At 72.8% G+C, this 21,220-nt stretch carries 15 protein-coding genes; 14 read left to right on the top strand and 1 reads right to left on the bottom strand.

Features of this window, described 5'->3' with window-relative positions; translation table 11 throughout:
- Positions 1 to 229: 229 nt before the first annotated feature.
- Positions 230 to 1,108 carry an NAD-dependent epimerase/dehydratase family protein gene (locus tag QSK30_RS29325; RefSeq protein ID WP_285507759.1) on the bottom strand — a complete coding sequence of 293 codons (879 nt, stop codon included), beginning with the start codon at positions 1,106 to 1,108 and terminating at the stop codon, positions 230 to 232.
- A gap of 84 nt (positions 1,109 to 1,192) precedes the next feature.
- On the opposite strand from QSK30_RS29325, the gene QSK30_RS29320 reads away from it, so the two are divergent.
- The 14 genes from QSK30_RS29320 to QSK30_RS29255 all read left to right on the top strand — a co-directional run bounded on the left by QSK30_RS29320 (position 1,193) and on the right by QSK30_RS29255 (position 21,114).
- Positions 1,193 to 2,158: an AraC family transcriptional regulator gene (locus QSK30_RS29320; RefSeq protein ID WP_285507758.1), complete on the top strand. Its 966-nt coding sequence runs from the start codon at positions 1,193 to 1,195 to the stop codon at positions 2,156 to 2,158.
- Between the two features lie 141 nt (positions 2,159 to 2,299).
- Positions 2,300 to 4,870: a valine--tRNA ligase gene (gene valS / locus QSK30_RS29315; RefSeq protein WP_285507756.1), complete on the top strand. Its 2,571-nt coding sequence runs from the start codon at positions 2,300 to 2,302 to the stop codon at positions 4,868 to 4,870.
- A gap of 98 nt (positions 4,871 to 4,968) precedes the next feature.
- Positions 4,969 to 6,501 carry an alpha/beta hydrolase gene (locus QSK30_RS29310; protein WP_285507755.1) on the top strand — a complete coding sequence of 511 codons (1,533 nt, stop codon included), beginning with the start codon at positions 4,969 to 4,971 and terminating at the stop codon, positions 6,499 to 6,501.
- Complete coding sequence (locus tag QSK30_RS29305; protein ID WP_502871901.1) at positions 6,489 to 7,184, top strand: nitroreductase family protein; 696 nt, start codon at positions 6,489 to 6,491, stop codon at positions 7,182 to 7,184. The genes QSK30_RS29310 and QSK30_RS29305 overlap by 13 nt, the downstream gene beginning before the upstream one ends.
- Positions 7,185 to 7,449: 265 nt before the next feature.
- Positions 7,450 to 8,307 carry a toll/interleukin-1 receptor domain-containing protein gene (locus tag QSK30_RS29300; RefSeq protein ID WP_285507751.1) on the top strand — a complete coding sequence of 286 codons (858 nt, stop codon included), beginning with the start codon at positions 7,450 to 7,452 and terminating at the stop codon, positions 8,305 to 8,307.
- A gap of 197 nt (positions 8,308 to 8,504) precedes the next feature.
- On the top strand, positions 8,505 to 9,221 hold the full coding sequence (gene grpE, locus QSK30_RS29295) for a nucleotide exchange factor GrpE (RefSeq protein ID WP_285507748.1): 717 nt from the start codon (positions 8,505 to 8,507) through the stop codon (positions 9,219 to 9,221).
- Positions 9,214 to 10,887 (top strand): Hsp70 family protein, encoded by a 1,674-nt coding sequence (locus tag QSK30_RS29290; protein WP_285507747.1) that lies wholly within the window; start codon positions 9,214 to 9,216, stop codon positions 10,885 to 10,887. The genes grpE and QSK30_RS29290 overlap by 8 nt, the downstream gene beginning before the upstream one ends.
- Positions 10,887 to 13,529, top strand: a complete 2,643-nt coding sequence (locus QSK30_RS29285) for a hypothetical protein (RefSeq protein WP_285507744.1) — start codon at positions 10,887 to 10,889, stop codon at positions 13,527 to 13,529. Before QSK30_RS29290 ends, QSK30_RS29285 begins: the two co-directional genes overlap by 1 nt.
- Positions 13,529 to 14,725, top strand: a complete 1,197-nt coding sequence (locus QSK30_RS29280; RefSeq protein WP_285507743.1) for a TRAFAC clade GTPase domain-containing protein — start codon at positions 13,529 to 13,531, stop codon at positions 14,723 to 14,725. Before QSK30_RS29285 ends, QSK30_RS29280 begins: the two co-directional genes overlap by 1 nt.
- Positions 14,722 to 17,214 (top strand): GTPase-associated protein 1-related protein, encoded by a 2,493-nt coding sequence (locus tag QSK30_RS29275; protein ID WP_285507741.1) that lies wholly within the window; start codon positions 14,722 to 14,724, stop codon positions 17,212 to 17,214. Before QSK30_RS29280 ends, QSK30_RS29275 begins: the two co-directional genes overlap by 4 nt.
- A gap of 3 nt (positions 17,215 to 17,217) precedes the next feature.
- A complete protein-coding gene (locus QSK30_RS29270; protein WP_285507739.1) occupies positions 17,218 to 18,813 on the top strand; it encodes a TRAFAC clade GTPase domain-containing protein in 1,596 nt (531 codons plus the stop codon).
- The gene (locus QSK30_RS29265) at positions 18,810 to 18,971 is read left to right on the top strand and encodes a hypothetical protein (protein ID WP_285507737.1); all 162 of its coding nucleotides are present in this window, start codon (positions 18,810 to 18,812) and stop codon (positions 18,969 to 18,971) included. Before QSK30_RS29270 ends, QSK30_RS29265 begins: the two co-directional genes overlap by 4 nt.
- Positions 18,968 to 20,473, top strand: a complete 1,506-nt coding sequence (locus tag QSK30_RS29260) for an Hsp70 family protein (protein ID WP_285507736.1) — start codon at positions 18,968 to 18,970, stop codon at positions 20,471 to 20,473. The genes QSK30_RS29265 and QSK30_RS29260 overlap by 4 nt, the downstream gene beginning before the upstream one ends.
- A 14-nt stretch (positions 20,474 to 20,487) precedes the next feature.
- A complete protein-coding gene (locus QSK30_RS29255) occupies positions 20,488 to 21,114 on the top strand; it encodes a vWA domain-containing protein (protein WP_285507735.1) in 627 nt (208 codons plus the stop codon).
- The last annotated feature ends 106 nt before the right edge of the window (positions 21,115 to 21,220 follow it).

Below are 21,220 nucleotides of genomic sequence, written 5' to 3'. Positions count from 1 at the left end.
CGCGTGGGGAAAAAGCGTGGGGAGAAGGGCATCCCCACCACAGGTCAAGTTTAGCGGTCGCCTCCCCCCACACGAAGGCAGTCCACCCAATCGAGCACAAACGTAACGGGTGTTGCGTACCAGCGGGGTCGGGATTCTCTTGCCTTCTAGCGGGTCTGGACCCTGTTGCCTCTCAGCGGGTGCGGGATCCTGTTGCCTTCAGCGGGCTTGGGAGACATTCCTTAGGTGGCTAGGTGGCGTACCCCTGCGCAGGGTTGCCCAGGGCGCCCGTGACGCCGCCGACCGCCATCCCGAACACCGGTTCCCAGCCGAGCGCGCGCAGCCTGCCCCCGTCGAGTGCCGCGTCGGCTGCCAGGTAACCCGCCATTCCGCCGTGGGTCGCCAGGGCCTCAGCCAGGTCCCAGGACCGCACCGGTACGCCCGCCGCCGCGCCCACCGCGGTGGTCAGGGTGACGACGGGCACCGGATCAGTTTCAGCGGCGTGGAACACGCCGCTCGCGGTCGACTCGAGGAGCAGGGCGTAGCCGAGTGCCAGGTCGCGCACGTGCACCATCGACCACACGTTCTCGCCGGTCCCCACATACCGGGCGATGCCGTCCGCGCGGGCTTGGCGCACGAGCCCGGCCACCGGTCCCGCGCCGTCGCCGTAGACCATCGGCGGTCGCACGACCGCGCCGCGCACGCCCTCGGCGCCCAGCACCCGCGCCTCGGCGTCGGCCAGCCACGCCAACGGTCCGGCGATCTCGGCGGTGTCGGTCTCGACGACCGGCACCCGCGACGACCGGGCCCGCGGCGCGCCGGTCGTGGTGACGAAGGCGCCGCCGGTCAGCTGGTCGAGCATGGCCGTGACCGCGGCCGCGTCCACAGCCGGGCGGTCCGGGGTGGTGGTGGCGCCGGTGTGTGCCACGCCGTCCCCGGCGGCTGCGGCAGCGGCGAGCACGTCCAGGTCGGTGAGACTGCCCAGGACCGGCTCCGCGCCATTCGCGCGCACCACTGCGGCGGCTGCGGTGCTGCGGGCCAGGCCGCGCACCCGGTGTCCGCGGGCCACCAGGGTCCGGGTCAGCGCCGAGCCGATGTAGCCGCTCGCGCCGGTGATGAAGATGTCCAACGGTGCTCTCCTCGTGCCGGGGGGGTTCGCGTTTCACCGTAGGAAGCGACAGGGGCGGCGGGAATGTGTCAGAGTCCAGGCCTCATGCGCGATCGTCCACCCGTTGACGTGCTCGGCACGCTGCTGCGCCAGGTGCGCGTCGAGACCAGCCGGTTCGGCCGGGTGGAGCTCGGCGCGCCGTGGGGTGCGCGGGTCGGCGCGCGCGACACCGTGGGCCTGCACCACGTGCTCGACGGGGAGCTCTGGCTCGACCTCGCCGACCAGCGGGCACACGCGCGCACCGGCGACCTGGTCGTGCTCCCGCACGGGGTCGAGCACACGCTGGCGCACCAGCCGGGCGCCCCTATCACCGACCACGCCCCCGAGGTCGGCCCGGACCTCTCGGTCCGCCGTCGCTTCGGTGGCGACGGCGCCCGCGCGGTCGTCCTGTGCGCAGACCTGACCGTCACCGGCGCCGCCCGCGCGCTGCTGTTGCGGGCGCTGCCGCCGATCGTCCACATCCGACCGGCCGGTCCCGAGGACCCGGTGCCCGGCCTGCCCGCGCTCCTGGACACCCTGCGCGGCGAGGTCCGCGACGGCCGCCCCGGCGCGGACGTGATCGCCGCCCGGTTGGTGGAGCTCGTTCTCCTGCAAGGCATCCGGGCCGAACTGGAGCGTCCCGCCGAGTCCGTCCCGTGGCGCGCCGCGCTCGCCGACGACCGCGTCGGCCGGGCCCTGGCCGCGATCTACACCGCCGCCGCGCACCCGTGGACGGTCGAGACCCTGGCCCGGGCCGCGGGCATGAGCCGCGCGGCCTTCGCGCCGCGCTTCCGCGAGCTGGTCGGCGAGAGCCCGGTCGCGCACCTCACCCGCTGGCGGATGGACCTGGCCGCCAGCACGCTTCGCGAGCGTCCGGAGTTGTCGGTCGCCCAGGTGGCCGCGACCGTCGGCTACGCCAGCGAGTTCGCCCTCAGCACCGCCTTCCGCCGCGCCTTCGGTGTTCCCCCCGGGCGCTACCGGGCAGGCGAGGACAGCGGGACCGATGACAGCGGGGCCGAGGGCGGCGGATGAGCCGTGCCCGGGTCTTGCCGGGACAGTGGCCGGATGGGACAGTGGCCGGACCGGGCGGTCGTCGGACAGGGCGGCGGCCCGGGCGCACGGCACCGGTGACCGGCCCCGATCGAGGCCCGGGCCGGTCGCTAGGATGCCCGCATGACTCAGGTCCAGCCACCTCCCTCCCCCCGCGCGTCCGCCAAACCGTCACTCGACGGGCTGGAGGACAAGTGGGCGCGGGTATGGGAGCAGGACGGGACCTACCGGTTCGACCGGGACGCGCCGCGCGAGCGGGTCTACTCGATCGACACGCCGCCGCCCACCGTGAGCGGGTCGCTGCACGTGGGGCACGTCTTCTCCTACACCCACACCGACGTGGTCGCGCGGTTCAAGCGGATGTCCGGCCTGAGCGTGTTCTACCCGATGGGCTGGGACGACAACGGCCTGCCGACCGAGCGCCGGGTGCAGAACTACTACGGCGTGCAGTGCGACCCGTCGCTGCCCTACGACCCGGACTTCACCCCGCCGGAGAAGGCCCCCAGCCGGGCGATCCGGGTGTCGCGGCGCAACTTCGTCGAGCTGTGCAACCAGCTGACCGCCCTCGACGAGCAGGTCTTCGAGGACCTCTGGCGCTACCTGGGCGTCTCGGTCGACTGGAACCTGCTCTACGCCACCATCTCCGACCGCACCCGCGGCCTGTCGCAGCGCGCGTTCCTGCGCAACTTCGCCCGCGGTGAGGCGTACTCGGCCGGTGGCCCGACGCTGTGGGACGTCACCTACCGCACCGCGGTCGCCCAGGCCGAGCTGGAGGACCGCGAGGAGGACAGCGCCTACCACCGGCTGGTGTTCCAGGCCGAGTCCGGCCCGGTGCACATCGAGACCACCCGGCCCGAGCTGCTGCCCGCCTGCGTGGCGCTGGTCGCCCACCCCGATGACGAGCGCTACCAGCCGCTGTTCGGCACCGAGGTCACCGTGCCGCTCTTCGGCCACCGGGTGCCGGTCCGCGCGCACAAGCTGGCCGACCCGGAGAAGGGCACCGGCGTGGCCATGGTGTGCACCTTCGGCGACATGACCGACGTGATCTGGTGGCGCGAGCTGAACCTGCCCACCCGCGCGGTGCTCGACTACAACGGCCGCGTCGTCGCCGAGCCGCCCGCCGACCTGCCCGCCGCGGCCCAGGAGTCCTACGCCCAGCTCGCCGGGAAGACCAGCAAGCAGGCCCGCGAGGTCATCCTGGAGCTGCTGCGCGCCGAGGGCGGGGCAGTCGGCGAGCCCCGGGCCATCCGGCACCCGGTCAAGTTCTACGAGCGCGGCGACAAGCCGTTGGAGATCATCACCACCCGGCAGTGGTACATCCGCAACGGTGGCCGCGACGAGGCGCTGCAGCAGCGGCTGCTCGAGCTCGGCCGCCAGTTGGAGTGGCACCCGGAGTACATGCGGTCCGGCTACGAGAACTGGGTCAGCGGCCTCAACGGCGACTGGCTGGTCAGCAGGCAGCGCTTCTTCGGGGTGCCGATCCCGCTGTGGTACCCGCTCGACGCCGACGGCGAGCCGAACCACGACGCCCCGATCGTGCCCGCCGAGGACACCCTGCCGGTCGACCCGAGCAGCGACGTCCCGCCCGGCTACACCGCCGACCAGCGCGGCGCGGCGGGCGGTTTCGTCGCCGACCCGGACGTGCTCGACACCTGGGCCACCTCCTCGCTCAGCCCGCTCATCGCCGCGGGCTGGGGCACCGACGACGAGGTGTTCGCCAAGGTGTTCCCGATGGACCTGCGCCCGCAGGGCCACGACATCATCCGCACCTGGCTGTTCTCCACCGTGCTGCGCTCGCACCTGGAGTTCGGCGAGCTGCCGTGGAAGCACGCGGCCATCTCCGGGTGGATCCTAGATCCCGACCGCAAGAAGATGTCGAAGTCCAAGGGCAACGTGGTCACCCCGAAGGCCCTGCTGGAGGAGTTCGGTTCGGACGCGGTGCGCTACTGGGCGGCCAGCGGCAGGCCGGGCGCGGACACCTCGTTCGACACCGGCCAGATGAAGATCGGCAGGCGGCTGGCGATCAAGATCCTCAACGCCAGCCGGTTCGTGCTCACCTTCGCCGCTGACGACCCGGCGGCCGCCGCGCTCGACCCGGCCTCGGTCACCGAGCCGCTGGACGTGGCGCTGCTGGCCCGGCTCGCCGAGGTGGTCGGCCAGGTGACCACCGACCTGGAGGGCTACGACTACACTCGGGCGCTGGAGCGGGTCGAGCAGTTCTTCTGGTTCTTCTGCGACGACTACGTCGAGCTGGTCAAGTCCCGCGCCTACGGCGACCTCGGCGCCGAGCGCGCCCAGTCGGCGCAGGCGGCCCTCGGGTTGACCCTCTCGACGCTGCTGCGGCTGTTCGCGCCGTTCCTGCCGTTCGTCACCGAGGAGGTCTGGTCGTGGTGGCGCCCGGGCTCGGTGCACCACGGCAGCTGGCCGACCGCCGCGGAGCTGGCCGTGTCCGCCGAGGCGCCCGCGCCCGCGCTGCTGGACACCGCCTCGTCGGTGCTGCGCTCGGTGCGCAAGTCCAAGTCCGACGCCAAGGTGTCCATGGTGACCCCGGTCAGCAGGCTGGTGGCCCGCGGCACTGAGGCCGAGCTGGCGCTGGTCCGCTCGGTGGCCGACGACCTGTCGGCCGCGGGCCGGGTGGCCGCTCTCGAGCTGACCGCCGACGCCGACGAGCTGACCGTCGCCGTCGAGTTCTGAGGTCTGAGTTCTGACCGCCGCGCCCCGGTCACCCGGGGCGCGGCGGATACCACCTGGTGGGGATGTCCCACCGGCGCTCGATCTCTATGGTCTAGACCATGAGACGATCATTCGGGGCGTTGGCCGGGGTGCTGGTGGCGTTGGCGGCGACCCTGGTCGCGGGGCAGTCCGCCGAGGCCGCCGACACGGCGGTGACCTGGCGGGACTGTCCGCCTGACCCCAACTCGGCACCGGTCGACCCGCGGCTGCGCTGCACGAGCCTGCAGGTACCGCTCGACTACCGCGCCCCGGCGGGCCGCAAGATCGAGATCGCCGTGTCCCTGCTGCGCACCGCCAAGCCCGGTCTTCGCCGCGGCGTCCTGGTGCACAACGGCGGCGGCCCGGGCGTGCCCAGCCTCAACCTGCCCAGCGGCTACGCCACGATCTACCCGCAGGAGGTGCTCGACCGCTACGACCTGGTCGGCTTCGACCCGCGCGGGGTCGGTCGCAGCACCCCGATCACCTGCGGCCGGGCCCCCGAGCAGCTGCCCAACGAGCGCGTCTTCCCGTTCCCGGCGCCGGACGGCTCGATCACCGGCAACGTCGAGTTCGCCCGCGACCTCGCCCGGGACTGCCTCGCCCGCGGCGGCGACCTGGTGCGGCACGTGACCACCGCCAACACCGCGCGCGACCTCGACCGGATCCGGGCCGCGCTGGGGGAGCGGAAGCTGTCCTACAACAGCGCCTCCTACGGCAGCTACCTCGGCGCGGTGTACGCGGCGCTCTTCCCCGACCGCACCGACCGGGTCATCCTCGACGCGAACGTCGACCCGACCCGCGGTTGGCAGGGGCAGTGGGCGCTCTGGGACCACGGCGCCGAGCTGCGGTTCGCCGACTACGCCTCGTGGGTGGTCGCCAACGACAAGTCCCTCGGCGCGACCCCGGCCGCCGTGCGCGCGGACTACCTCGCCCGCGCCGAACGGCTCGACCGCGCGCCGGTGGCGCACCCGAAGGCCGGTCCGGTCAACGGGAACCTGTACCGCGCCATCTACCGCGCGTACTCCTACCACGTCGGGTACTTCGCGGAGATCGCCGCGTGGTCGCACTTCCTCGACGGCGACGGCCCGCCGCCCGGGTGGGGCGACCCGGCGAACACCCCGGGGATCCCGCGCGACAACGACGTCGCCGTCCTGCTCGCCGTCACCTGCGGCGACAGCCGCTGGTCGCACGACCTCGGCCGCTACCAGCGCGACGTCGCGGCGCACCGGTCCTGGTTTCCGGTGCTGGGCGGCATGGGCGCGAACATCTGGCCGTGCGCGTTCTGGCCCGAGCCGCTCGAACCGCCGGTGCGGGTGACCGACCGCGGTCCGACGAATGTCCTGCTGCTGCAGACACTCCGCGATCCGGGGACCCCCTATGTCGGGGCCCTGGGCCAGCGGCGCGCCTTCGGCGACCGCGCCCGAATGGTCACTGTGGACGGTGGCAACCACGGCGCGTACGACCCGTCCACGCCGTCCTGCGCGGTCACCGCCGCCCACCGGTTCCTCGTCAGCGGTGCCCTCCCGGCCCACGACGAGTTCTGCCGCCCCGACGCACTGAACCGGTTCAGCGTTCCGCCCGCCCCGCTCGGCCGGGGAGGATGGCCCGCATGACCTGGACGCCGATCCACAACCAGCCGTACACGCCGGTGCCCTACCGCCCGGAGCGGATCCCGGACAGCGAGTCGCTGCGCGCGGCGGCCGAGCTGCGGGCGAGGATGGACCAGCGCCGGACCGTGCGCGCGTTCTCCACCGACCCGGTTCCCGAGCAGGTCGTCATCGACGCGATCGCGGTCGCCGCGACCGCCCCGTCCGGGGCGCACCAGCAACCGTGGACCTTCGTCCTGGTCACCGATCCAGAGGTGCGCGCCCGCATTCGCGAGGCGGCCGAGGAAGAGGAGCGGATCTCCTACGACGGCCGACTCGGCGAGGAGTGGCTGTCCGCCCTGCGGCCGCTGGGCACCGACAAGCACAAGCCGCACCTGACCGACGCCCCATACCTGATCGTCGTGTTCCAGCAGCGGTTCTACCTCGACGAGGACGGCGAGCAGCACAAGCACTACTACGTCGACGAGTCGGTCGGGATCGCCGTGGGCATGCTGCTCACCGCTTTGCACCTGGCGGGCCTCGCCGCGCTGACCCACACACCGAGCCCGATGCGGTTCCTCTCCGAGGTGCTGGACCGGCCGCGCAACGAAAAGGCCTTCGCGGTCATCCCGGTCGGATACCCGGCACCCGACGCCACGGTCCCGAACCTGGTTCGCAAGGACTTGGACCAGGTGATCGTCCGCGTGTGAACAAAGGGAAACGAGGGGCGGGAAATGCCGCCCCTCGTTTCCGTTCTCGACCGCGACGACATTCCCACCGGCTGACCGGGTGGCGGTAGCCTCGGGCGGGTACCGGGACCGAGGGGGTGGCGGCGTGGGGTCGGCGCGGCTTCCGAGGCACCTCCTCCAAGCGGGCACCGTGCTCTGGCGCGTGCACCCCCGCGATGTTCCCGCCGCGCAATACCAAGACCGGTCCTCCGGTTCACCAGGTCCGTACGGCGGTGGTCGGGCCTGGTTGTCCGCCGCCGAGTCCGAGGTCACGGCCGCGGCGGAGTACCTGGCGCCGCGGGCCACCAGTTTGGGCACCGGGGCGCGGGTGGTGGCCGATGTCGCGGGCCTGACCATGTCCGCGCTGCGGGTCGACGAAGACGTCCGCGTCGTCCGGCGGCTCACCGACCGCGACTTGGCCGCGGGGGAGCCCGACCCCGATTGCCGCGGGGTGGTGCGGCGTTCCGAGGTCAATCCACCGGACCGGACGTTCGTCCTGTTCGACGGAGTCCCGTTGACACCGTTGCCGGATTTCTCCACGGACCTCGACACGATCTCCGGCGCCACCGCCGTCAACCGCGTGCTGCGCCCGCTGCGCCTCGAGATTCCTGTACCGGTCGCCGATCCGCCGCGGGTGTTCGTCAATTACCGCGGTGGTGACGACAAGATCGCCGCGGTGCTGCTCGACCAGGGGTTCGTCGACCGGTTGGGGCCCGAGGCCGTCTTCCTCGGCGACCGGTCGATGAGCCCCGGCACGCCCTTTGTGGACGTCCTGCTGGACCGGGTGCGGACCGCCCGGGTCCTCGTCGTGGTGGTCGGCGAGAAATGGGAGAGCGTCGCCAAGAACGGGCGGCGCAGGCTCGACGACCCCGACGACTGGGTGCGCCGGGAGATCCTGGTGGCCTTCGAGCGCGGGCTGACCGTGGTGCCGGTCCTGGTCGGTGCCAGGGAAAGGCTGTCCGCCGCCAAGCTGCCACCCGCGCTGGCGCCACTGGCCGTTCTGCAGCACGCGCACCTGCCGTTCGGGTTCGCCCACTACCCGGAGTCGATCGCCCGGGTGGTGGACCGCGTCATCCGGGACACGCCGGGCCTGGCCGGGGACTGAGCCCGCCAATACCACGCAATACCACGCCGGAATGCCCGCTGGGCCATTCGTGGCGGATTCTGACCACATTCTGTCATTGACCCCGAGCGGCGTGGTGCGTCTGATACCTGTGTGGACCCCGCTGCGACGCGGTGATCGGAGTGGTCGAAGATGGGAGCAGCCTTCCCGGCTGGCTTTCGCGCACGAGAGAGGTTGGTGTGGACGCGGTGTCCGAATTGGACAATGTGGTCGACCCGGCGCCCCCGTCGAATTCCGGCGAGGCGCCCGACCATTCCACCGAGCATTCCGCGGTCGCGGAACTCGCGCGGTCGGTCGCCGACCTCGCCGAGCAGGCGCGCGGCTACCAGGCCCGCGCCGCGGCGCGGGAGCGGGTGATCGACAACCTGCACGCCGAGGTCGAGCGGCTGCGCGTCGGTGAGCAGGCGCTGCTGCTCCGGCCGCTGGTCATCGACCTGCAGAAGCTGCGTGACGACCTGCTGCGCCAGGCCCGCGGGCTGCCCACCGACATCGGCCCGGAGCAGGTCGGGGCGCTGCTGGAGTCCTTCGCGCTCTCGGTCGAGCAGGCGCTGGAGCGCTGCGGGAGCGTGCCGGTCCGGCCCGCGGTGGGAGACCCGTTCGCACCCCGCGCGCACCGGGCCGTTCGGGCGCTGCCCGCGCCGAGCGCGGCTCAGGACGCCACGGTCGCCGAGGTCGTCTCCGACGGCTACCTCGACGTGGCCGCCGAACGGGTCACCACCGCCGCCCGAGTGCACGTGTGGCGCTGGGAGCCACCCGCCGACCAGGACGAACAGCCCCAGGACGAGCAGCGCCGGGACGACGAGAACCGGGACGACCAGAACCGGGACGACGCGCGACAGCACGACCAGCAGCGCCAGGCAGAGCGATCGAACGCGGAGGGGACGACCGGTGACTGAGACCAACCTGCGGGTGTTCGGCATCGACCTGGGGACCACCTACTCGGCGATCGCGCACGTCGACGAGACCGGCAGGCCGACGGTGTGCCGCAACACCGACAGCCTGGAGACCACGCCCTCGGTGGTGTACTTCGAGAACGAGTCCAACGTGGTGGTCGGCTCGGTGGCCAAGAACACCGCGATCACCCACCCGGACCGGGTGGTCTCGCTGATCAAGCGCGAGATGGGCTCGGCGGCCAACTACCGTTTCGACGACGTCGACCACACCCCGGAGTCGATCTCCGCGCTGATCCTCAAGCAGCTCGCCCAGGACGCCGCCGAGCACACCGGGTCCGCGGTGAGCCAGGTCGTGATCACCGTGCCCGCCTACTTCGGCATGCTGGAGCGGGACGCGACCAAGAACGCGGGCCGGATCGCGGGCCTCGACGTGATCGGGATCGTGCCCGAGCCGGTCGCCGCCGCGCTGCACTACGAGGCCACCACGCACCCCGGCGAGCGCACGATCCTGGTCTACGACCTGGGCGGCGGCACGTTCGACACCACCGTCATCCGGGTCTCGGCGACCGAGATCTCGGTCGTGTGCACCGACGGCGACGACCGGCTCGGCGGCGCCGACTGGGACGCCCGGCTGCGCGACCACCTCTTCGAGCGGTTCGCCCAGCAGGTCCCGCCGGGGGTGGACCTGGAGGACGACGAGGAGTTCCTGCAGTCGTTGGTCACCATCTCCGAGGACACCAAGAAGCAGCTCTCCCGCGCGGAGTCCCGGCCGGTCGCGCTGCGCGGGGCCGGTGCCAGCGCGCGGATCGACGTCACCCGCGCCCAGTTCGAGGACCTCACCAAGGACCTGCTGGACAAGACCGTCGACATCGTCCGGCGGACGCTGGCCACTCTCACCGAGAAGGAGCCCGACACCCGGATCGACGACGTGCTGCTGGTCGGCGGGTCGTCCAGCATGCCCGCGGTCGCCCAGCGGCTGCGCGCCGAGTTCGGCTGGGAGCCGCGGCTGCACGACCCGCACCTGGCGGTGGCCAAGGGGGCGGCGCTGTTCGCCCTCGGCCGCGTCGTGCACCGCGAGGTCGACCAGGCCCGCGCCGAGGCCGCCGACCCGGTGAGCGCCGACGCGGCCGCCGCGGCGGCGGTCGACACCGTGGCCGCGCGCACCGGGATCTCGGTCCAGACGCTGGAGAGCCTGTCCGCCAAGGACACTCACAACGTGCTGCCCAAGGCGTTCGGGGTGAAGCTGGTCGACACCTCCGCGCCGGACTGGCGGGACAAGCCGCCGAGCTACTACGTCGAGCACCTGGTGCACGCCAACGACCGGCTGCCCACCGGCGACCGCACGATGACCGCGGGCACCGTCCGGGAGAACCAGACCGAGATCGAGATCGAGCTCTACGAGCAGTCCGGGGTGGTCGCGGGCCCCGGGCTCGAGGAGAACAAGGCGCTCACCGACGGCGCGGGCGCGATCACCGGCCTGCCGCGGCTGCCGCTCGGGGCGCCGGTCGACATCCGGATGGAGGTCGACGAGGAGGGCCTGCTCCGGCTCGCCGCCACCGAGCGCAGCACCGGCAAGGAGCTCACCATCGAGGTCCGGGTCAGCGTGCTCGGTGCCGAGCAGGTCGCCGAGGCCACCAGGGTGATCTCCGGGTTGACGGTCAGCAGCTGATGTCCCGGTTCGACCCGAGGGCCTACGAGGACGCGGTCGTCAAACCGCTGCGCCGGTGGTCGAGCCGGGAGCTGCCCGACGACCTGGTCACCCGCTACGCGGTCGAGCCGGGCATGACCGACGCGCAGCTGGCGAACCGGCTGGTCGAGGTGCGCGCGCTGTGGAACAAGGGCGCCACCTCCACCGGCAAGGCCGCCGCGATCCGCGGGATCTACAAGGCGTTCCTCACCGCTGACGTCGAGCTCAAGGCGCGCGAGGGCGCCGACCTCGACACCGCGGCGTGGTGGCGCCGGTTCGCCGCGCGGCGGGCGAGCTCGCGGCAGGGCGAGGTGGACGACCTGGCGCAGACGCTGCGGGCCACCTTCGGCACCCTCGGGCTGGTGGCGGCCGGGCAGCTGGAGGCCACCATGCGGGCGATGTCGGCCTCGCTGGCGCCCGACGAGGTCGACAAGGCGTTGCTGGCGGCGGGAATCCGGCGCGAGGTGCCGCTGGACCTGCCCAAGACCAGTGGACTGCAGGACACCGTCTACCGCACGCTGCGCGCGCGGTTGGCGGACGCGCGGATGGGCAGTGTCGTCGAGCTGCTGCACGGGGAGACACCGGGTTTCCGGATCCTGCGGTCGTTCTCGACCACCCCGCCCAGCACCGGGGGCCTGGGACTGGCCGCGGTGGAGCAGGCCATCGACCGCGCGAACCGGCGCTCGGGCAACCAGGCCGACCGGGAGGCGCTCGGCATCCTGGCCAGCGCGGCCCGCGGCGACGTCGACCTGCGCGCGCTGGCGGTGTTCCACCTGCTCGACGAGATCCGGCAGAACCACGCGCACGGTGTGCCCGACGCCGCGCTGCTCCGCCAGCTGCGCACCAGCGGTCTCGACGACGCCGAGGCGCGGCTGGCCGTGTTCAGCGTGCGCAACGAGACCGCCGTGCCGCGGGCGAGCGGGGTGACCGGCGTCGGTGAGCTGCTCGCCGACGGCAAGCTCGTGGCGGCCCGGCAGCTGATGGCCACCATCGGCTCCAGCGAGGACGCCGCCGCCGCGCGGGCGCTGGTCGACCGGCAGACCGAACAGGTGGTCGCCCTGCGCGTGGCCGCCCGCGAGTCGCTCCGTACGGGCGCGGAAGCCGAGGCGTACCACCAACTCCGGCAGGCCGCCGTCCTCGCCGTCGACGACGAGGACCTCGCCGCCGAGCTGCGCCGCGTCCCGCCCGCGCCGGTGCTGGAGGTCAGCACCGCGCAGGAGGGCATGGGCGTGCGGGTGTCCTGGCGAACGCCCGCCGACCACTCGGACGAGACCGGCTACCGGGTCGTCCGCCGCCCGGACCGGGTCCCGAGGGACCCCGACGACGGCGTCCCGGTGCGCGACGGCCCCGGTGCCGCGGTGACCGTGGACGGCAAGGCGCCCGCGGGGATCACCGTGGGATACGCGGTGTTCGCCCGGGTGGCCGACGGCGCGTGGTCGCGGCCGGTCGGCGGGGTGATCGTGCCGCTGCCCCCGGTGCAGGACGTGCGGATCACCCACGAGGGCGCGGTCGTCAACGCCCAGTGGAAGGTCCACCCGGAGACCGCCGAGGTCGAGGTGACGAGGCAGAGCCCGGGCCACTCCGGTGTGCCGGTGCGGCTCACCGGGCGGACCTCGTTCACCGAGCACGTGGTGGGCGACGAGCACGGCTACTCCTTCGTGGCCCGCTACCGGCGTTCCGACGGCTCGATGGGGTCCTCGCCCGCGGTGCTGGTCCGCTCCACCGGCGTCGAGCGGCTGGCCCCGGTGCCCGCGCTGCGGATCACCGCCGTCGCGGGTCCCCGGGTCGCGATCACCTGGCGCAAACCGGGTCCCGCCGAGGTCACCATCCGGCGGGCCACCGCGCCCGCGCCCTGGGGCTTCGGCGAGACAGTGTCCACCGCCGCCCTGGTCGAGCACGGTGAGGAGGTGCGCGGCGACCTCGGCGACGACGGCGAGTGGCGCACCCTCACCGCGGCGGTGCCGACCGGGTTGTTCCACTACACCGCGTTCACCCACGGCCCCGCGGGTGTCCTGCGCGGGCAGGAGGACGTGTTCGGCGTCGCGCTGCCGGTCACCGCGGTGGCCGCCCGCAGGCTCGGCGACCGGCACGTGCTGTCCTGGACCTGGCCCGAGGACGCGGGCACGGCCGAGGTGAGCTGGCCGGGTGGCTCGCGCCGGATCACCCGCGCGCAGTACCGCGACGAGGGCGGGTGCGGTCTGGACTGCGGCTCGGGTCAGACGGTGGTCAGCGTCGTCGGGGTGGTCGCGAGCGCGGGCGGTGAGTGCCGGTCGGTGCCGGTGGAGGTCGTGGTGGCGGGCCGGGTGCCCGCGGTCCGCTACACCGTCGCGGTGTCCCGGCGCCTGTTCGGCGCGGGGCAGGTGCGGGTGCGGCTCACCGCCGACACCCCGGTCGCCCGGTGCTCGGTCGTGCTCGTCGTCGCGCCCGGCCGGGTCATGCCGCTGCGTGCCGACCAGGGTCAGGTGCTGCTGCGCGAGACCCGCGACATCGGCGCGGCCGAACCGGTCGAGCTGGTCGCCGAGCTGCCCCGGCTGCGCCCGCCGTTCTGGGTGCGCTGCTTCCTGCCCGACGGCGAGCCGGTGCGGCTCGTCGACCCGCCCACCGCGCAGCTGAAGGTGCCGTGATGTCGAAGGTCGCCTGCCCCTACTGCTACCACCGGATCAACCCGGGCAAGCTGGTGTTCCAGTGCACCGGCCGGGCCGCCGTCGGCCGCGACCGGTGTCCCAAGCGCCCGGACGAGGACCGGATCCGGCTCACCGGCTACACCGGGCCGGCCGGGCCGACCTTCGAGTTCTCGGAGAGCCCGGCCACCGTCGGCAAGCGGCTCGCGCAGTGCCCCGGTTGCCACGTCCAGACCGGTGTCCGCGCCTGCCCGGTGTGCCACACGCCGCTGCCCGCCAACTTCGCCGACAACCGGTCGCCGCTGATCGGCATGGTGGGCGGCAAGAACGCCGGGAAGACCGTCTACACCACGGTCCTCGCGCACGAGCTGCGCAACAAGATCCGCCGCCGGTTCGCCGCGGACATCTGGTTCGCGGGCGACCAGCAGGGTGACGCCGCCTCGGTCAGCGGCTGGCTCGCCGCCTACGAGCAGTCGCTGTTCAGCGACAGCACCCTGTTCGAGCAGACCCCCGCCGCCAAGGGCGGCCTCAAGGTCCCGCTGGTGCTGCAGTGGCGACAACCGCGCCGCAGGCTGGGAGTGGAGACGCACAGCACCACCACGCTGTCGTTCTACGACGCCGCGGGCGAGGACATGACGACCCAGGACTTCGTCAACGGCCAGGCGTATCTGTCCTCCGCCGACGGCCTGATCGTGCTGCTCGACCCGTTCCAGCTGCCCGGCGCGCCCGACCGGATCACCGTGCCCGACGGCGCGCGGCAGGAGAGCGAGCGGCCGTTCACCGTCTTGGCCAGGATCACCGAGCTGCTGCGCTCGAGCCACGGGACCAGCGGCCGCGGCAAGATCAGCGTGCCGATCGCGGTGGTGTTCGCCAAGTTCGACGCGTTCTTCGACCTGCTCGGCGGCGAGCACCCGGTGCTGCGCGCGCCGGACCCGAACCCGTACTACGACGAGACCAGCGGCCGCGACACCGACGACCACCTGCGGGCCCTGCTCGCCGACCTCGGCGCCGACGACATCGACGCGCACCTGCGCGCGCACTACAAGCGCTACCGGTACTTCGCGGTGTCCTCGCTGGGCGCGCCGCCGGACTACGCGAGCCGCCGGGTCGACGCCGGCGGGGTCCGCCCGTTCCGGGTCGACGAGCCGCTGCTGTGGCTGCTGGGCCTGTTCCGCGTCGTGGAGACGAGGGGGAGATGAGCGAGCCGGGTTTCCGATCCCTCTACTACACCGACTGCAAGCCGGGCCAGGGCCTGCGCGGCGGCGCGGGGTTCCAGTTCCAGTCGGTCTCGGCCGGGGTCGACCACGAGACCATGGCGCTGGCACAGCGGTCCTCGCTCTACGAGGCGCCGGTGGCCTGGATGCGCGAGCGGCGCCCGGTCGCGGACTACCCGCCGTCGCTGACCCACCTCTACGACGGCGCCTACGTCACCGCGCGCGGCGTTTACCTCGGCACCGAGGCGAATGGCGTGCGTGAGGGCAACCAGTTCACCCATGCGGTGGCCACTACGGACCCCGACGCCTACGGCCAGACCAGGCCCGCGCAGCTGTGGGACGCGCCGTGGTGGGCGGAGAGCCCCGCGCCGGGGACCGAGTGCGACCCGGTGGAACCCGCGCCCGAACAGGGGCCGTGGAGCGTGGACGCGATCCGCGAGTGGGTGCTGGGCAGGCCGGACGGCGAGGAGTGGCTGACCGCGGTGGTGTCCGCGTTCGACCGGCTCGACGGCCCAGACCGCAAGCGGGTGCTGTTCATCGGTGACGACGCCGCCGCGGTGCTCGGCTGGATCGCCGCGGGCACCCTGCTGCTGCCCCAGCGGCGCGCGCTGCGGGTCGGTTTCCGGGTGTTCGCCACCAACCCGCGCTACAGCCAGCAGGACGTGCTGGCACTGCACCCGGACTGGGCGGGCGGCTACGCCGCGCCCGGTCAGGACGGCGAGTACGCGGTGTTCAACCTGGTTGCGGGCACCCGCCCGGAGGCCGAACCGACGGCCGCCGCCGCGCACTGGGTGCCGCGCTTCCTGCGCTTGGACCCCTACGACGTGCTCGACGCCGTCGAGCTGGCCGCCCAGCTGGCGGGTCCGGTCGGCGCCGCCGACCGGCTCGCGGCCTGCGTGACGGTGCTGGGCGAACCGGTCCACCCGGACCAGGTGCCGCTGCTGGTCGACCGGCTCGCCGCGGGCGCCGATCTGTCCACAGAGGACGTCGTGGACCCGGTGGCGCGGGCGGTGCTCGGTGCCGAGCCCGACCTGGCCGCGTTGCGCGCGGTGGACACCGCGCTGACCGCGCACCCTCAGAGCGCGGTCGCCGGGACCGTGCGCGCCGAGCTGTTGCGCGCGGAGGTCGAGGCCGTCGTCGGTGGCCACGCCGAGACAGTGCCGCCGGTCCCGCCCGCGCGCCCGTGGGCGCGCGGCGCGGCCGCCGCGGCGACGGCGCTGCTCGAGACGCACGCCGACCGCGTCGCCGCCGAGCGGATGGACTGGCTGCTGCGCGTGGCCGCGGGCTTCGCCCTCTCGCCCCAGGTCGGCAACTTCACCGCCGGGGCGCACCGGTTCGCCCACTGGTGGGTGGACAACCCGCGCGCCGAGGTCGACCCGGGCGGCTGGCCGGAGCGCAAGGCGATGCTGGACCAGTTGCGCGACGAGCTGCACACCCGGCTCGCGGGCGGGCGGGTCGGCACGGTCCACGGGGACGTGTTCTCCACTTGGTGGGCACTGCTGCGCGAGGGCAGCGCGGGTATCGACACCGAGCTCGACCGGTTGGTCAGCGCCGCGGTGGTCGCCCACGACCCCGTCGCCCGGCCGAAGGTGCTGCGGCGGGTGCTCGACCAGGTGAGCGGCCTGTCCCAGCCCGCGGCGAGCGATCTGGCCTGGGAGGCGCTGTTCAGCTACACCGCGCCGACGATGACCGAGCTGGCGACGTTCCTGGACAAGTGCCCGCCTGGCCGTCTGGTCCCGGCGGTGTCGAAGGTTGGTTACGAGGTGCTCGAGCGTGCCGCTCGGACCGCGGTCACCGCGCCGTTGCTCGACCTGCTGCGACAGCTGGCGGAGCGGGAAAGCCCACCGGAGCAGCCCTTCCTGCGCGGTCTGCACTCGGGCCACAGCGCGTTGCGGGTGTGGTTGACCACCCCGCGCCTCGGTAGTGTCCTGGGGTCCTTGCCGTTGCTGCGCGGCGTCGACGAACCGGTGCTGCGCGCGCACGCCGACCAGGTCATGGCGCTGGTGCTGCACCGGTTGGCGTTCCCGGACGCCGCCCGGCTCGTGGACAACTCGGGTGCCGGTCTGGCCACGTTCCTGGCGGGTCGTCTGCCCCGCGAGTGGACCCGTGCGGACACCGCGGACGAGACGCGTCGCGTTTGCGTCGCGCTGGCGATGGTGTGCGCGCAGGGCGACACCTCGGAGCGTGTGTCCGAGACGGTCCTGGTCGCGCTGCAGAAGTGGGTGCGGATCGCCCCGCCCGCCGAGGCCGAGGCGGTGGGACGGCTGCTGCGGACCTTCGCCGACGACGCGGCGCGCACGTGGCCCGCCTTCGTCGAGCAGGCCCGCTCCCGCGGCAAGTGGCGCAAGACCGGTCGGCCCGCCAAGGGGGCCACGCCGAAGGACGCCAAGGGTTCCCCGCCGAAGGACAAGGCACCCTCGTCCAAGGCGTTCCTGGGTATGCGCAACCCCTTCAAGCGGAACGGGGACGGGTGAGCCATGGGCTACCTCATCGGCGCGGTCCTCGCGCTGTTCGCGTTCTTCGCCGCGCTGTGGCTCGTGTTGCTCATCGCGATGTGGGTGGTCGTGCCGATGTTCGTCATCGTGCTGCCCGTCGCGGTGCTCGTCGGCGCCGGTACCGCGGTGGTGGCGGTGGTGCTGGTGCTGCTGGCCAAACCGGGCTGGGCCGCGCGCGAGGTCACCCCGGACGACGTGCTCGCGGGCGGCGCGCTGCGGCAGCGCAAGGCGGGCAAGCGGGACCATGCCTGGCCGGTGTACCCCGCCGCGCAGTGGCGCGAGGACCAAGCGGCGATGCGGTCGGCGGTGTTCGTCCGGGTAATCCCGTTGGTGTGGCGGCGGTTCGACGGGTTCCGGAAGTCCTATTCGGACAGAGTGGGCGTCGTGCTCGGGGTGCTCGGCTACCCGGTGCTGCTCGCCTGGGCCGGTGGTCTCGCGGTCATGTGGGCAGTGCTCGCCGCGATCACCGCGGCCGTGGTCTTCGTGGGTTGGCTCGGGTGGCTCGCGGTGGCGGGCTTCCTGCGCGGGGCGGACACCCTGGTGCGCAAGGCGCGCCGGGCCCAGGGCAGTTGCCCCAGCTGCTACCACATCACCGACCTGCCGCTGTTCCCCTGCGACGGCTGCGGTCGCGCGCAGGCCGACATCCGCCCCGGCAGGCTGGGCGGTGTGTCCAGGCGGTGCGCCTGCGGGACCAGTTTGCCGACCACGGTGCTGCGCGCCGCCGGGCGGCTCACCCCGACGTGCCCGCGCTGCGAAGCCGAACTGCGCCCCGGCGCCGCGGTGCTGACCGACATCCGGCTGCCGGTGTTCGGTCCGATCTCGGCGGGCAAGACACGGCTCGTCTACGCCGGGATGCTGGCGCTGCGCGACCGGGTCGTCGCCGCGGGCGCGTCGTTCGACTTCGTCGACGAGGACAGCAAGACCGCCTTCGACGACGGCACCGCCGTCATCACCAGCGGCGCGACCACGCGGAAGACCGACGACAAACTCCTACCGGCGGTCACCGCCCGGCTCACGGTAGGCAAGCGCCGCGCCTTGGTGCACCTGTTCGACGCGTCCGGGGAGTCCTATGCCAACCGCGACGGCAACACCGCCCTGGAGTTCCTAGACCACGCCCAGGGGTTGGTGTTCGTGGTTGACCCGTTCTCGATCGGCTCGGTCGCCGACCAGTTGGGCGGCGCCCAGTCGGCGAGCGTGCGCCGGGCCAGCCCGGCCACCGCCGACGCCGAGCAGACCTACCACCTCACCGTCCGCCGGTTGCAGGACTTCCAGGTCGACACGACCAAGCGCAGGCTCGCGGTGGCCGTGGTGAAGTCCGACCTGCTGGCGGGCCTGCCGTTCGCCGAGCGGCTGCTCGGCGGCGACGTCGAGCGCTGGCTGGTCGACATCGGCCTGGACAACCTGGTGCTCTCCGCGAAGCGGGACTTCGCCGAGGTGCGGTTCTTCGTGGTCGCCTCGATCGCCGAACGCGGCGCACGGGGCACCGCCTCGCCCGCCGAGCCGTTCGGTTGGCTGCTCGCCCGCGCGGGGTTCCCGGTGCTGCCCGCGATCGGCGACCGTTCGGAGGAGGTCGTATGACCCCGCCCGCGTACCGCGCGCACCGCAGGGTCTTGCTCACCGTGGTGCTGCTCTTCGCCGCGGTGCTGCTCCTACTGCTGGCGTTGGCCCTGCCCGCGATCGTTGCCTGGATCGGCTCGGCGGTCGGCGGGGTGCACGACACCTGGAGGTCGTGGTGATCCTCGGCATCGACCTGGGCACCACCTACTCCGCGGTGGCCGCGGTCACCGGACCTGGCGGGCCGACCGTCCTGCCCAACCGGCTCGGTGAGCTCACCACGCCGTCGGTGGTCCGGTTTACCTCGGCGGGCGAGGTCATCGTCGGCACCGCCGCCCGCGACGCGCTGGCCTTCGACCAGGACAACACCGTCGCGCTGGTGAAACGCCAGATGGGCACCGAGTTCGACATGCGCTTCCACGGCACCACGCACACCCCGGAGTCGGTCTCGGCGCTGATCCTGCGCTCGCTGGTGGACGCCGCCGGTGTCCACTTGGGACACGACGGTGACGTGCGCGCGGTGGTCACGGTGCCCGCGTACTTCGGCATCCGCGAGCGCGAGGCCACCTACCAGGCCGCCCGCCTCGCCGGCATCGAGGTGCTGGAACTGCTCAGCGAACCGGTCGCCGCCGCACTGCACTACGGCTGCACCCCGGCGGCGCGCGCGGGCGACGCGGTCCTGGTCTACGACCTCGGCGGCGGGACCTTCGACACAACCGTGCTGCGCGTGGACGCCGACGACGTGCGCGTCGTCGCCACCGACGGCGACAGCAAACTCGGCGGCGCCGACTGGGACGAGCGCCTGACCGACTACCTGATCGAGAGCTTCATCCGCGGCGCGGGCGAACCCACCGACGAGGACGCGTTCACCGCGCGCACCGCCGCGGCCACCGAGGGCATCAAGCGGGCACTCAGCTCCCGCACCGTGCACCGAGCAGTCCTCCGCGACGGCGACGCCTCGGTCACCGTCGAGCTGGACCGCGCCACCATGCGAGAACTCGGCGCCGACCTGGTCGCCCGCACCCTGGCCATCACCCGCCGATGCCTGGAGTCCGCGCGCGGCAAGGGAGTTCACGGCGTCGACCAGGTGGTCCTCGTCGGCGGCGCCACCCGGATGCCCGCCATCGCCGAGGCGGTACAGGCCGAGTTCGGCCTGAAGCCCCAGATCGTCGACCCAGACCTGGCCGTGGTCCTCGGCGCCGCACGACGCGCACACGAGATCGCCTCGACCGGCCGCGCCACCGCCCGATCGGTCGTTCCGCGCAGCTTCGGGGTACTCATCGACGACAGCCACGACCCGGCGGGCGGGACCGCGATAGTGCACGTGGTCCACCACAACGAACCCCTCCCGGCCCGCGCGTCGATCCGACTCGCCACGATCGTCAACCACCAGCGACGCGTCCGGGTCCAGGTCTACGAACAGGCGGGCGACATCCCGTCCACAGCCACCACCGACAACCGGCGCGTCCTCGACGGCATCCTGGAGGGCCTACCCGAACTACCGGCGGCCAGCCCGATCGACCTGGAGATCGGCGTCGACACCGATGGTCTGCTGTCAGTCTCGGCTGTGGAACCCCGCAGCGGCAACACATTGACCCTACGAGCCTATGTGGACGGTGTGGTTGACAACGCCGCCTCCGGGCGCTTGGAGACCACCATCAACGGCCTGGCGATAGGGTACTGAGAGGACTGGTGACGATGAGTTCCTGGACCCGAGAGAACTTTGAAGCGATCGGCCTCACCCAGTCCCCACCCGGCCCCCACTTACCCGCCCTCCAGGCCCGCCACGCCGGCGACGTCCTGCTCTGCATAGACGTGAGCGGCTCGATGTCCGGCAGACCACTGGAACAGGCGGTCAAGGGCGGGGTCAGGTTCCTAGAGGAGGCCAGGACAGCGCACTACCGCTGCGGCCTGGTCCTGTGGGGCAGCAAGGTGAACGTGCACGTCCCCATCGGCACCCCCCACGACACCCTCGTAAAACGCCTACGCTCAGCAACAATCCGCGGCGGCACAGACATCGTCCCGGCCCTCAAACTGGCCATCACCGAATTCGCGGACCGCACGAATGACAAGGTCCTCTGCATCTTCAGCGACGGCGGACTGACCAACCGAGGCCAGGCAATCCGCCTCTCCCAAGAACTGTGCGCAATGGGCGTACGGATAGTCGTGCGCGGCCTGGGAACCGAGGTAGCCGCAACCTTGACCCGACTGCAGTGCCCGGGCACAGAACAAGACCGCACCACCATCCCGGACGTCGAATCCCTGGACAAGGGCATCGCGGCCATGGCCAACAGCCTCACCACAACAAGAAAAGACCGCCGATAACAGAACCCCCACCCCCACTCGCGGTTCAAGATCACCCCACCCCCATCCCCACCCACTCCCAGCGAAAAGGCCGCCCCCACCTCCCACCCAACCGCAGCGGATAGGC

The organism is Actinokineospora sp. NBRC 105648 (genome assembly GCF_030269645.1).
Taxonomy (GTDB): domain Bacteria; phylum Actinomycetota; class Actinomycetes; order Mycobacteriales; family Pseudonocardiaceae; genus Actinokineospora.
Note: the sequence above shows the minus strand (reverse complement) of the source record. Positions and strands in the feature narration are given on the sequence as shown.